This is a genomic window from Pseudoalteromonas spongiae UST010723-006 (genome assembly GCF_000238255.3).
Lineage (GTDB): Bacteria > Pseudomonadota > Gammaproteobacteria > Enterobacterales > Alteromonadaceae > Pseudoalteromonas > Pseudoalteromonas spongiae.
Window position 1 is genome coordinate 359,880 of the sequence record NZ_CP011039.1, and the last position, 13,112, is coordinate 372,991.

Annotated in this window: 11 protein-coding genes and 1 tRNA gene; 11 read left to right on the plus strand and 1 reads right to left on the minus strand. The window is 40.2% G+C overall.

From position 1 onward, the window contains the following. The first annotated feature begins 12 nt into the window (after nucleotides 1–12). From murC to lpxC, 6 genes are all read left to right on the plus strand, one after another. Nucleotides 13–1,422, plus strand: a complete 1,410-nt coding sequence (gene murC / locus PSPO_RS01710) for a UDP-N-acetylmuramate--L-alanine ligase (RefSeq protein ID WP_233430469.1) — start codon at nucleotides 13–15, stop codon at nucleotides 1,420–1,422. Further along, entirely contained in the window at nucleotides 1,419–2,333 is a 915-nt protein-coding gene (locus PSPO_RS01715; protein WP_010561166.1) for a D-alanine--D-alanine ligase, read from the plus strand. The genes murC and PSPO_RS01715 overlap by 4 nt, the downstream gene beginning before the upstream one ends. Then, complete coding sequence (locus PSPO_RS01720; protein ID WP_010561165.1) at nucleotides 2,334–3,122, plus strand: cell division protein FtsQ/DivIB; 789 nt, start codon at nucleotides 2,334–2,336, stop codon at nucleotides 3,120–3,122. Between the two features lie 7 nt (nucleotides 3,123–3,129). Beyond that, nucleotides 3,130–4,362, plus strand: coding sequence for a cell division protein FtsA (ftsA, locus tag PSPO_RS01725; RefSeq protein WP_010561164.1), 1,233 nt, complete (start codon nucleotides 3,130–3,132; stop codon nucleotides 4,360–4,362). A 48-nt stretch (nucleotides 4,363–4,410) separates the two neighbouring features. Beyond that, nucleotides 4,411–5,634 carry a cell division protein FtsZ gene (ftsZ, locus tag PSPO_RS01730; protein ID WP_010561163.1) on the plus strand — a complete coding sequence of 408 codons (1,224 nt, stop codon included), beginning with the start codon at nucleotides 4,411–4,413 and terminating at the stop codon, nucleotides 5,632–5,634. A gap of 91 nt (nucleotides 5,635–5,725) precedes the next feature. Then, complete coding sequence (gene lpxC, locus PSPO_RS01735) at nucleotides 5,726–6,637, plus strand: UDP-3-O-acyl-N-acetylglucosamine deacetylase (RefSeq protein ID WP_010561162.1); 912 nt, start codon at nucleotides 5,726–5,728, stop codon at nucleotides 6,635–6,637. Between the two features lie 336 nt (nucleotides 6,638–6,973). On the opposite strand, the gene PSPO_RS01740 is transcribed toward lpxC, so the two are convergent. Next, nucleotides 6,974–7,049 (minus strand) — tRNA-His (locus PSPO_RS01740). Nucleotides 7,050–7,162: 113 nt separating this feature from the next. Here PSPO_RS01740 and PSPO_RS01745 point away from each other — a divergent pair. The 5 genes from PSPO_RS01745 to PSPO_RS01765 all read left to right on the plus strand — a co-directional run bounded on the left by PSPO_RS01745 (nucleotide 7,163) and on the right by PSPO_RS01765 (nucleotide 13,111). Next, on the plus strand, nucleotides 7,163–7,573 hold the full coding sequence (locus PSPO_RS01745; RefSeq protein ID WP_010561161.1) for a YbaN family protein: 411 nt from the start codon (nucleotides 7,163–7,165) through the stop codon (nucleotides 7,571–7,573). A gap of 73 nt (nucleotides 7,574–7,646) precedes the next feature. Next, a complete protein-coding gene (locus tag PSPO_RS01750) occupies nucleotides 7,647–8,468 on the plus strand; it encodes a mechanosensitive ion channel domain-containing protein (RefSeq protein ID WP_010561160.1) in 822 nt (273 codons plus the stop codon). Nucleotides 8,469–8,480: 12 nt separating this feature from the next. After that, nucleotides 8,481–9,257, plus strand: a complete 777-nt coding sequence (locus PSPO_RS01755; protein ID WP_010561159.1) for a DUF481 domain-containing protein — start codon at nucleotides 8,481–8,483, stop codon at nucleotides 9,255–9,257. Nucleotides 9,258–9,368: 111 nt separating this feature from the next. Continuing rightward, nucleotides 9,369–12,020, plus strand: coding sequence for an SLBB domain-containing protein (locus PSPO_RS01760; RefSeq protein WP_040641521.1), 2,652 nt, complete (start codon nucleotides 9,369–9,371; stop codon nucleotides 12,018–12,020). A gap of 53 nt (nucleotides 12,021–12,073) precedes the next feature. After that, nucleotides 12,074–13,111, plus strand: a complete 1,038-nt coding sequence (locus PSPO_RS01765; protein WP_010561157.1) for a nitroreductase family protein — start codon at nucleotides 12,074–12,076, stop codon at nucleotides 13,109–13,111. Nucleotide 13,112: the final 1 nt, after the last annotated feature.

A 13,112-nucleotide genomic window follows, 5' to 3' on the forward strand; every position in this document is an offset into this window, starting at 1 on the left:
AATTTACCTGCAATGAGACGAATCAACACTATCCACTTTATTGGTATTGGTGGTGCAGGTATGGGCGGAATTGCTGAAGTACTATTACATTTAGGCTATCAAATTACCGGCTCAGATATAAACAAAGGCGCAATGACAGAGCGTTTGAGTAAAGCGGGCGCGAACGTTTTTATCGGGCACCGAGAAGAAAATGTTGAGCAAGCAGACGTAGTAGTTGTTTCAAGTGCCATTGATGAAAGTAATCCTGAAATCATTTGTGCCAAAGAAAAACACATTCCAATTGTACGCCGTGCGGAAATGCTGGCTGAGTTAATGCGCTTTAGGCAGGGTATTGCAGTTGCTGGTACGCATGGTAAAACCACAACGACGAGTTTAGTAGCAAGTATTTTTGCCAAAGCCGAACTTGATCCCACCTTTGTGATTGGTGGCTTATTAAATAGCGCGGGTACTAATGCGAAGTTAGGTAGTGGTCAATATCTTATTGCTGAAGCAGATGAAAGTGACGCAAGCTTCTTACACTTAAACCCAATGATCAGCATTATTACAAATATTGAAGCGGATCATATGGATACGTATCAAGGTGACTTTGAAAATATGAAAGACACCTATATTGAATTTATCCATAACCTTCCTTTTTACGGGTTAGCCGTAGCTTGTATAGACGACTCAGTAATTCGCGAGTTATTGCCGCGCTTTAGCCGTAAATATGTGTCTTATGGTGAATCGCAAGACGCAGATTACCGTCTCATTAATTTCTCACAATCAGCTAGCTGCAGTGCCTTTGAAGTTGTGTTGCCAAATGGTGAAACACTGGCGATTACCCTGAATTTACCTGGTAAGCACAATGCCTTAAATGCAACAGCGGCAATTGCGGTGGCGTTTGAGGAAGGCGTAAGTGAAAGCGCAATAAAAGCAGCACTAAAAGAATTTGAAGGTATTGGTCGTCGTTTTCAACATTATGGCGAGTTCAATAACGAAGTGGGCAACGTGATGTTGGTTGATGATTATGGTCATCACCCATCTGAAGTCGCCGCAACAATAAAAGCGGCAAAGCAAGGTTGGCCTGATAAGCGTTTAGTAATGGCGTATCAACCTCATCGCTTTACGCGCACGCGTGACCTTTACGAAGAATTTGTAGATGTGTTAAGTCAGGTAGACGAATTATTGTTGTTGGAAGTGTACACCGCAGGTGAAGAACCTATCGTTGGCGCAGACAGCAAGAGTTTATGTCGTAGCTTAAGACAACGTGGTAAAGAACCGAGATATATCGCCACGCCGAATGAGCTATTCACAGCATTGGCTGACGCGGTAAAAGATAATGACTTAGTGTTAACGCAAGGTGCGGGCAATATAGGTCAATTGGTAAAACAAATTGCTGAAACAGAAATGAATGTAACTAAGCTAAAGCAGGTAGCACAATGAGCCAAAAGCAGTATGGTAAAGTCGCCGTTTTATTAGGTGGTAATTCGGCTGAGCGTGAGGTGTCGCTTAATTCGGGAAGTGCCATATTAAACGCCCTAATTACCAATGGTGTTGATGCGATTGCATTTGATCCAAAAGAACGAGAGCTTGCTGAGCTTAAAACATTAGGAATCGATCGCGTGTTTATCGCGTTGCATGGCCGTGGCGGTGAAGACGGTACGATTCAAGGTGCACTTGAATTTATGGGCTTGCCTTATACCGGTAGCGGCGTGTTAGGCAGTGCGTTAGCTATGGATAAAGTACGTTGTAAGCAATTATTTGTTGCCAGCAACTTACCAACCGCTAAATTTACCACGGTTAAAAAAGGTGAAAGTTTTAGTATTGAATCGATTATTAACGAATTTGGTGCGGTTATGGTTAAGCCTAGCCACGAAGGTTCGAGTATCGGTATGGCTAAAGCAAGCACGAGTGAAGAATTAAAAAGTGCGCTTGAAAATGCCTTTAAATTTGATGATGAAGTATTGCTTGAGCAGTGGATCACTGGCACCGAATATACCGTTAGCATGCTTAACAACCAGCCGCTATCGGTGATTGAAATGAAAACACCACGTGGTTTTTATGACTACGAGGCGAAATATAAGGCATCTACCACGAGTTATCATTGCCCAGCTGATTTATCAAACGCCGATACTGCATATTTACAAATGATCGCAACGCAGGCATTTGCGCTTGTTGGTGCTAAAGATTGGGGCCGAGTGGACGCGATGCGTGACCAAAGCGGTGAATTCTATTTGTTGGAAGTGAATACAGTACCGGGCATGACAGAAAAGTCATTGGTACCTATGGCTGCAAAAGACTCAGGTAGAGATTTTGCTCAGTTAGTTTTAGAAATTTTAGATTCGACACTGTAAATGAAAGAAACACTACTTACATTAGCAAATTTAACAAAGCGATTAGTTGCTGCAACTAATTGGTCTTTGCTAATGGGAGTAAGTTTTTTTGTTTTGACCTTGTTTATTACGTGGCAAGGGGTGAATGCTTTAACCGATTACTTAGCAACGGAACAAAATAGTAAGTTGAGCAAAGTATTGGTTCATGGCGATCCTGTATATACAAGTGAGCAGGCAATTGTTGATAAGATTAAGTCATTAAAAGTTAAAACGTTTTTTGATGTAGATGTAAACCAAGTGCAAGAGAAATTGCTGGAATTGCCTTGGGTAGCTAGTGTATCGGTACGGAAACAGTGGCCAGACACACTACGTGTTTATGTTACTGAGCATCAGGCAGTGGCAATTTGGAATCAAGATTTACTGTTAAATACCCATGGCGACATCTTTCAGGCACCGGCAGAGCAGTTTTTTAACAAGTTACCTATGTTGTATGGGCCTGAAGGTAGTGAAAATGAAGCGTGGAAAACCTTTAAAACATTTAAAGAGTTATTAGCGCTACATGAAATCGGGTTAAGTAGCCTTGCGCTGTCAGAGCGTTTTTCATGGAAATTATGGCTAAATAGTGGTGTTAAATTAAACCTAGGACGCAAAGATATTGCGCTTAGAGTGCAGCGGTTTATCGATTTATATCCAGAGATAAAAAACTCGTCGGATAAAGAGGTAGAGTCGATAGATTTAAGGTATGATACGGGATTAGCTGTGAGCTGGCTTCAGCCAGTGCAAGAGCAAACTAAAAATAATAAGGTATAACTAGGGTATGACCAAGGCAGTTGAACGTAATCTCATTATCGGCTTAGACGTAGGAACGTCTAAAGTTGTTGCTGTTGTCGGTGAGGTAACACCTGATAATCAGCTGAGCATTGTAGGCGTTGGCAGTCAAAACGCAAAAGGCATGGATAAAGGTGGTGTTAACGATCTTAATTTAGTGTCTGAGTCGATTCAGCGCGCATTAGATGAAGCTGAATTAATGGCAGATTGCCGCATTAGCTCTGTGTACCTAGGCATATCTGGAAAACATATTCAGTGTCAAAATGAAAATGGTGTAGTAGCGATTAACAACGCTGAAATCACCCATGATGACATCGATAATGTTATTCATATCGCTAAATCTGTCCCTATTTCAGCTGAACGCAAGATGCTGCACGCGTTACCACAAGAATACACCGTTGATATGCAAGAAGGCATTCGAAATCCTCTTGGTATGAGTGGAGTACGTATGGAAGCGCGAGCGCACATTATTACGTGCTCAAACGATATGGCGAAAAACATTGAAAAATGTGTTGAGCGTTGTGGCCTACGTGTTGACCAATTTATCTTCTCGGCGCTGGCGTCGGGCGATTCAGTTTTAACTGAAGATGAGCGTGAGCTTGGTGTTGCAGTGGTTGATATTGGTGGTGGCACTATGGACATTACCATATACACGCAAGGCTCTTTGCGCCACTCGGCGGTGCTACCAGTTGCGGGAAATCAAGTAACAGGCGATATTGCGAAAATATTTCGCACACCTATCTCGCATGCTGAAGCAATTAAAGTACAATATGCCAGCGCACTAAGTCGCTTAGCAAGTCAAGAAGACAGTATTGAAGTACCAAGTGTAGGTGGTAGACCTGCACGTATTATGTCGCGCCATACACTTTCTGAAGTTGTAGAGCCGCGCATGAGAGAGATTTTTGAGTTGGCGATGAAAGAGATTCGTCGCTCAGGTTTAGAAGAACAAATAGCTGCAGGCATTGTGCTGACAGGCGGTACCGCCAAGATGCAAGGTGTTGTTGAAGTAGCAGAAGAAATTTTCCAAATGCCAGTGCGCGTTGGTCAACCAGTAGGGATAGCTGGACTTACTGATTATGTGAATGATCCGTCGTTCGCAACGTCAGTTGGGTTGTTGCAGTATGGTCGAACTATGCAGCATAGCCAGAGCAGCCGCACCACAGAATCTGGTAATGGAAATTGGTGGAACCGTTTAACAAAATGGTTTCAAGGGGAGTTTTAAGCTTTTGCCTTGTGAATTTTCATAAGGTAGTTAGTCGGAGAGTTAAACATGTTTGATTTAATGGAACAACACGGTGAAGAAGCCGTAATTAAGGTAATCGGTGTCGGCGGTGGCGGTGGTAACGCTGTTGAACACATGGTTAAAAAGCAAATTGAAGGCGTAAAATTTATTGCGGCCAATACCGATGCGCAAGCACTGCGTAAATCATCAGCTGATGTAACAGTGCAGCTAGGTACGCAAATTACACAAGGGTTAGGTGCTGGGGCAAACCCTGAAGTGGGCCGCGATTCTGCAGAAGAAGATGCAGAAACGATTCGTAACAGCCTTGAAGGCGCAGATATGATCTTTATTGCTGCCGGTATGGGCGGTGGTACAGGTACTGGTGCTGCACCTGTTGTAGCACGTATTGCTAAAGAAATGGGCATTTTAACTGTTGCAGTAGTAACACGACCTTTTGAATTTGAGGGTAAAAAGCGTGCATCGGCAGCAGAAGACGGCATTAATGAGTTGTCTCAACACGTTGATTCGCTTATTACAATTCCTAACAATAAATTGCTTAAAGTTTTAGGTAAAGGTACGACATTATTAGACGCATTCGCTAAAGCGAACGATGTGTTATTTGGTGCCGTACAAGGTATCGCTGAGTTAATTACTCGCTCAGGTTTGATCAATGTGGATTTCGCCGACGTACGTACTGTTATGTCTGCAATGGGAACTGCAATGATGGGCACAGCGTCAGCGAAAGGCCCTGATCGTGCGCAAGAAGCTGCAGAGGCTGCAATTTCAAGTCCGTTACTTGAAGACGTTGATTTAACTGGTGCGAAAGGCATTCTTGTTAATATTACCGCGGGTATGGACATTGCGATTGAAGAATTTGAAACAGTTGGTAACCATGTTAAGGCATTAGCATCAGAAAATGCGACAGTTGTTGTTGGTGCGGTTATCGACCCTGATATGTCTGAAGAGTTACGTGTGACTGTTGTTGCGACTGGCCTTGGCGGTGAGCGTAAGCCTCAGTTTGGTATTGTGGGTGCAGATATCAAAAAAGTGTCTGGCTCTGATACAGCGCAAGCAACAAGCGCTCCGAGCAACGCAACTGCAACACCAGATGTATTTGTACCAAGTTTTGCACAGTCGGGCAGTGTAGAAACGCCTGAGACTGTTGAACCAAGTGTTCAAAACGAAGTCAAAGAAAGCGCGCCATTAGACAAAAAGCAAGACAAAGCAGATTATTTTGACGTACCTACTTTCTTACGTAATCAAGCTGATTAATAAGATTGTTTGAAAAATAGCCATAATTTGGCAAGCTGGTCTTATCTGTGGTAAGATAGCCGGCCGATTTTAACGAATAAGTGGATAGCCTATGATTAAGCAGCGTACCATAACTGAAAAAGTCAGTGCCGTAGGTGTTGGATTACATAAGGGTGAAAAGGTTTCTATCACTCTCCGACCTGCTAGTGCGAATACAGGTATTGTATTTCGCCGGGTAGACCTTGATCCTGTTGTTGATTTTGAAACAACACCTGAGGCCGTGGGCGATACTCAATTATGTACATGCTTAATTAATAAAGATGGCGTTCGCTTATCGACTACTGAGCATTTAATCGCTGCAATTGCAGCATTAGGCTTAGACAATCTAATTGTTGAATTAGATAGCCCTGAAGTGCCAATAATGGATGGTAGTTCATTACCATTTATTTACCTTATTCAAAAGGCTGGCATCGAAGAGCAAAATGCAGCTAAACGTTTTATTCGCATTACCGAAACGGTGCGTGTTGAAGACGGTGATAAGTGGGCTGAGATTGAACCATATGATGGTTTTCATATCGACTTTGAAATTGCGTTTAACCACCCAGCAATTAACGAAAGTCGCCAACGTATTGGTTTAGACATTACAGCTAAGAACTTTATCGAGCAAATTAGCCGAGCACGTACATTTGGCTTTATGCGTGATATCGAATATATGCACGCTAACAACTTAGCGCTTGGTGGCAGCATGGATAATGCTGTTGTACTTGATGACTTTAAAGTACTTAACCCTGATGGATTGCGCTACCCTGATGAGTTTGTAAAACACAAGATTTTAGATTGTGTTGGTGATTTGTTTATGACAGGTCATAACTTACTTGGTAAAGTAACTGCATATAAATCAGGCCATGATCTGAATAATAAGCTACTTCGTAAGTTGATGGCGACTGAATCAGCTTGGGAATGGGCAACATTTGAAGAGTCTGTCACTATGGCTGCACCAGGTTTAGAAACTGCAACAGCTTAGTTTTTTCAAAATTAATCAAATTATAAAACGCGACTTAAGTCGCGTTTTTTATTGCCTAAAATAATGTTGTCTAGTGTCGCCATGTGTGTGCATTCTAGTACGTTAAACGCCGTCTACTTGTTAACAGCCGCTCATAAACAATGAGCAGATATGCTTTTTCTATGCTGAAGGTATGAATCTTTATAATGCCAATGATGTTGGCGTTAGGCTGTAAAAGTGAATGTTCGAGACAAACTTATGGTGTATTAACTAATTTAATTAGAAATGAAAGAAGGTAACTTGCTAATAGCTAGATGTTAGATTTTTGAAGTTTAAAAAGGATTTTTTAAGAAGAAGTGGGGCGACTGACGAGACTTGAACTCGCGACAACCGGAATCACAATCCAGGGCTCTACCAACTGAGCTACAGCCGCCACAAAATTTGAAGCACCTTATTTGGTGTGGCGCGCATAATACATAAAAAACATGCCCGTGTGAAGACTTATGTTATGCTTTTAGCTAAATAAATTTAGTTTGCGATTTTGTAGTGTTAAAAAAGACTGTTATTCGTTCAGTTTGGTTAGTAATTGGTTTGGTCAGTTTATTGCTGGGAGTACTTGGGGTTTTTCTTCCGTTACTACCGACCACTCCTTTTGTATTGTTATCAGCATTTTGCTTTTCTAAATCGTCAACGCGAATGCATTCATGGCTATTGAGTCATCGAATATTCGGTCAATTAATCACGGATTGGGAAGCGCATGGTGTAATAAGAACAAAAATTAAAGTAATCGCGACTAGCTCCATGTTGTTACTAGTTTCCTACCCATTATTCTTTATTCCATTCCCAATATGGCTGAAAGCGATTGTCGTGATTTGCATTGTAAGCGTTTTGTTGTTTATTTGGAGTAGACCTTCAAAACCAAGTGACAATCAAGTTAAAGATCCGCTTAAACTGTGAAAAGAAGTGACGTAAATTTCAAAAATCTTTATAATTCTTAAAATTACCTAAATCAACGACAAAAGGAATACTCATGGATTCTGCAGCTAAATGGTTGAACGAAAACTCTGATTTACTTTTACATTACGGCTTACAAACTGTAGTCGCGATTGTCATTTTATTAGTGGGCATTCGCGTAGCAAAAGTATGTGAAAAATTAACCAAAAAAGCGATCGAAAAGAAAAAAGTAGATAAAGCGGTTGGTTCGTTTTTAGCAAATATTGTGTACGCACTTGTATTTGCGGCAACAGTACTAATGGCACTTTCACAAGTTGGTATTGAAACAACATCGTTTATTGCAATTTTGGGTGCAGCGGGTTTAGCGGTTGGTTTAGCGTTACAAGGCTCTCTTTCAAACTTTGCATCGGGCGTGCTTATTATTATTCTGCGTCCATTTAAATCAGGTGAGTTTATTGATGCTGCGGGTCATTCAGGTAGTGTTTCTAAAATCGAGATTTTTTCAACAGAACTGTTAACACCTGATAACAAAACAATCATAGTACCAAACTCGGCAATTATGGGTGGCGCTATTGTAAACTACAGCCGTCAAGCAACGCGTCGTGTTGATATTATGGTTGGTGTTAGCTACGACTCATGTCTAAAGCAAACGCGTGAAGTGCTTGAAAATGTAATCAAATCAAATGATAAAGTACTTAAAGACCCTGCATTTTTCATCGGTGTTCACACTTTAGGTGACTCAAGCGTTAACTTTGTAACGCGCTCTTGGGCAAAAACTGAAGATTATTGGGCAGTTTATTTTTACCTTCAAGAAAACTTCAAACTTGCATTAGATGAAGCGGGTATTTCGATTCCTTTCCCTCAAATGGATGTTCATTTAAACAAAATTAGCGAGTAATAGGCTTTTATAATGAAATTAAGATATTTAGCGTCAGTTGTAGCAATTGCACTTACTAATCAAGCGATTGCTGACGAAGATAAAACATGGGAAGCAAGTAGCGAGCTTGGTGCCATTATTACCAGTGGTAATACCGAAACGACCACGTTTAAGTTCGGTGCAAATGCTAAACATGACATTGGTAAATGGACCAATGAATACAAGTTAAACGCACTTTATAAAGAAGACGAAGTGACGCTTGAAAGCGGCTTAAAAGATACACAGCGTACTAACGAAAAATATGGTGCAGCGATTCAAGGTAACTACAACCTTGGTGAAAAGCACTCTCATTTATTCGTTGGTTTAACGCACGATAGTGATTACTTTGGTGCATACCGTCACGAAACAGTACTGTCAGGCGGTTATGGTTTTCGTTTGATTGATGAGTCAAATATGACACTTGGTTTTGACTTTGGTCCGGGTTACAAATATTTCCAGTATTCAGAGAAAAACCAAGAGTTTTTCAAAGACGGTCGCCCTAAAGCAGGTGAGCGCGATGATGAATGGATTGCACTAGCTAAAGCTGACTTTAGCTGGACAATCAGCGATAACGCTAAGTTTACCCAACGCGTTAAAGTTGAATCAGGTAGTACCAATACCAAAAGTATTTCTGAAACTGCATTACTGACTAAGATCAACGGCTCACTACAAATGAAAGTTGGCTTTAACGTAACTCACAACTCAGAAGTTGATGCTGATAAAGTAAATACAGATACTGAGACAGTATTGACCTTGGTGTATAGCTTTTAAGTTTCAGGCTTAAACTAAATTGTAAAAGAGCGTTTAACGCTCTTTTTTTTTATGTATGAACTCAGGTAGAATTAAGGGTTGTATTTGAACTGAAATTTTTAAAGGGATCCTGTGCGTTATCTAAAGCTATTTCTTTGCTTGTTAGTCGTATCACTTAGTCAGCCGTCATATGCTATGACTCCGTCACCGCAGCAAATTGAGCAATTTAAAAAGCTGCCAAAATCGCAACAAAAAGCACTTGCTAAGCAGTATGGGATCGATTTAAAACAACTTGATAAATCAAGTAAAGAGGTCGAAGAAGCGCTGCAAGATGAAAGCTTGTTAGTACAACCTCGTTCTGAGGAAGAAGAAAAAACAGAGGAAGAAAAATTCAAGCCGCAAATGGAAGAATTAAAGCCATTTGGTTATGAGTTGTTTGCGGGTGAGCCGATGTCGTTTATGCCAAGTGAAAATGCGGCAATTCCTGATTCTTACATTGTAGGTCCTGGTGACGAATTTCAAATTAATTTTTATGGTAAAGAAAGTGATAGTTTTGAAGTAGAAGTCGACCGTGAAGGACGTCTAACAATTCCAAAGCTTAGCCCTGTTAACGTAGCTGGCTTACAGTTCTCAGAAGTAAAGAATTTAGTAAAAGCTAAAATTGAACAAGAAATAATCGGTGTTCAAGCGTTTGTTTCAATGGGACGCTTACGCTCTATGCGTATATTAGTTCTAGGTGAAGCATACAAGCCTGGTGCGTACAGTGTAACGTCACTTGCATCAGTAACTCATGCATTATTTGTTAGTGGTGGTATTACGGAAATTGGTTCACTTCGTAATATTCAAGTGAAGCGCCGTGGTAAGGTTGTGGCAGCACTGGATTTATATGATCTTCTTACTAAGGGGGATAGCTCAAACGATATCGTACTACAATCTGGCGATGTAGTTTTTATCCCATCAGTTGGTAAGCAAGTAACTGTTTCTGGTTTAGTAAAACGTCCCGCTATTTTTGAACTAAAACAAAACGAAACAGCAAAAGACTTAATTCGTTTAGCCGGTGGTTTTAAGGCTGAAGCATTTCCGCAAAAAACAGTCATCGAACGCTATGCAGGTAATAGTTTTAAAACTGTATTAACAAAGGATTTCTCAAACACTGAAATTAATTATCAACCGCATGATGGTGATGTTATTAAAGTACAAGGCTCAAGTGAGCAATTAGAAAATGCTGTGACTATTATGGGAGCAGTTTCTCATCCTGGTAATTATCAATGGAAACAAGGTAACCGAATTTCTGACTTAATCATATCTTTGAAATCTGATGTTTTACCTATCGCTGATTTTGATTACTCGTTAATCGTAAGAGAGAAGAACATTCGTGGTGATATCGAATTACTTCAATTCTCATTAGTTGATGCGTTACAGAATGACCAGAACAATTTTGAGTTAAATCCGCGTGATATTATTATTGTATTCAGTCGCTTTGAAGAAAAAGCCGAAGAAAAGCGGTTGTTAACTGAACTCGCTTTGAGTGAGAAAGAGATCGCGCATCAAGCAAAAGTAGAGCAATGGCAAAAATTCGAAAATCGCAAATTTTTGGAGTTTATTGGCGAAGAAACCGAAGAGCTTGAGGAAGAGGAAACAACGCAATTAGATAACTTAACTAAACTATTGACCGGCCAAACTGAAGAATTGGAAGACGATGAGTATTCAGTATTTAGTCGAAAGAAATTGCTCGCACCAGTCGTTTTAAAGCTACAAAAACAAGCGTCAGCATTTGAAGATACTGCTTTAATAGCTGTTAATGGCCGTGTTCGTTATCCAGGGGTTTACCCATTAGTATCGAACGCCTCAGTTAAACTTGCAGTAAATGCTGCAGGTGGCTTGCTTGAATCAGCATATATGCAAAATGCAGAGGTTACGCGTGTTGTTAAAGGCGAAAATACAAGTGTTGAGCACATCGCTGTTAATTTATCTGAAGCTATAGAGAAACCAGAAAGGTTCACATTACAAAGTAAAGATTCACTTAATATTTTCCCTACGCCAAATTGGTCAGAGGAAAGAACAGTTAGCCTATATGGAGAAGTGCGCTTCCCTGGTACATATTCAATAAAGCGCGGCGAAACACTAGAGAATGTATTGAAGCGAGCAGGTGGATTAACTGATTTTGCTGCTGAAAATGGTGCTATCTTCACTCGTGAGTCAATACGTACAAAAGAGCGTGCTCAACTACAAAAATTATCAGATGACTTACGTCGTGAAATTGCATCAAAGAGTTTCTCTAACTCAGTTACGGATGCGTCTCTTAGTTATGATGATACCGATAAGTTATTAAAAGATCTTGCAAAAGTTCAAGCGTTAGGGCGTTTAGTTATTGATTTACCAAAAATCCAATCTGGCATTGTGTCGCTAGAATTAGAAAAAGGTGATGCGTTATATATTCCAGCTAAACAAAGTACGGTAAGTGTGATTGGTGAAGTAAACGTGTCTACATCTCACTTATATAGCGATAATTTATCGGTTGATGATTATCTTGAGTATAGTGGTGGTTTAAAACAAAGAGCTGATGATGATCGTATTTATGTTATAAAAGCCAATGGTTCGGTTTATATCCCTAATGGCTCGAGCTGGTTTGCGGTTAGTAATAATAAGAATAAACTAGAGCCAGGTGATACGATTGTTGTGCCACTAGATGCGGAATACATGAATCAGTTAACCCTTTGGAGTACGGCATCTCAAATTGTTTATCAGTTAGGTCTTGCTGCGGCAGCTATCTCAGCATTATAACTTAAAAAGGGCTCAGGTTATGCCTGAGTTCTATTGGTTATCGGAGTTTATTCTTGAAAGCAATTAAGAAAATTGTGAAGCAAGCTATTTTGATAAATCAAAAATTGCTTTGGCCTTTGGCTTCAAAATCCCCCCTCTTATCTAGATTATATTATTGTTTTTTTGACTCAGCTTTTGGTTTTGAACAGCAAGCATTATTAAAAGCCAAAATTCAATATTTTAGTAATAAAGGTGTACAGAAAGAAACAAGTTCGCTACTTCGTCGAAATATTCATCGGTTGGAAAAAGGCTTAATTATGGAGCCTCGCCGTGAGATATTTGCACTTGAATATATAGCGGAGACAGTTGAAGCATATCTGGTAGCTTGCCAACGCAAAACGTTCTCAACAAGTGAATTAAATTGGGCATATTCAGTCTTGTCTGAATACTTTGAAGTAGTTTCAGTAACGAACAAAATAGTCGCCAATGCTAGTTGCCGATTTAATTCTATTGAGAAACGAAATAACGCTGTTTGTAAGCCATATACAAGCGAAAAGCGTCAGCATCACACTGTTGGTTATGAAGCATTTTTAAACCTTTCTAAAGCTCGTCGTTCCACTAGATGGTTTCTAAATGCTTCAGTTGAACAAGAAAAATTAACAAAGATGGTTGCAATCGCCTCTCAAGCTCCTAGTGCGTGTAATCGACAACCGTTTGAGTTTTTAGTTATTGAGGGTGACAAATTTAGGAAGCAAGTTGCAAAGTTACCGGGGGGAACAGTTGGTTTTTCAGACAACATTCCCTGCTTAATTGCTGTTGTTGGTGATCAATCCTATTACCCAATGGATCGTGATCGACATGTTATTTACATTGACTCGGGATTAGCTAGCATGCAATTAATGCTCGCAGCTGAGACACTAGGATTATCATCATGTGCAATTAATTGGCCTGAACTCGAAAAGTTGGACAAAAAAATCTGCAAATTACTGAAGCTTCCGCAATACAAACGTGTAGTTATGTTTATTGCGGTAGGTTATGCAAAGCCTTCGGGTGGAATTCCGTTCTCAGAAAAGAAATCAGCAGAACACTTAATAAAATATATAAAGGAATAAG

Coding starts and splice junctions, on each gene's coding strand:
- murC (WP_233430469.1), top strand. CDS start 13: ATGAGACGAATCAACACTATCCACTTTATTGGTATTGGTGGTGCAGGT.
- PSPO_RS01715 (WP_010561166.1), top strand. CDS start 1,419: ATGAGCCAAAAGCAGTATGGTAAAGTCGCCGTTTTATTAGGTGGTAAT.
- PSPO_RS01720 (WP_010561165.1), top strand. CDS start 2,334: ATGAAAGAAACACTACTTACATTAGCAAATTTAACAAAGCGATTAGTT.
- ftsA (WP_010561164.1), top strand. CDS start 3,130: ATGACCAAGGCAGTTGAACGTAATCTCATTATCGGCTTAGACGTAGGA.
- ftsZ (WP_010561163.1), top strand. CDS start 4,411: ATGTTTGATTTAATGGAACAACACGGTGAAGAAGCCGTAATTAAGGTA.
- lpxC (WP_010561162.1), top strand. CDS start 5,726: ATGATTAAGCAGCGTACCATAACTGAAAAAGTCAGTGCCGTAGGTGTT.
- PSPO_RS01750 (WP_010561160.1), top strand. CDS start 7,647: ATGGATTCTGCAGCTAAATGGTTGAACGAAAACTCTGATTTACTTTTA.
- PSPO_RS01755 (WP_010561159.1), top strand. CDS start 8,481: ATGAAATTAAGATATTTAGCGTCAGTTGTAGCAATTGCACTTACTAAT.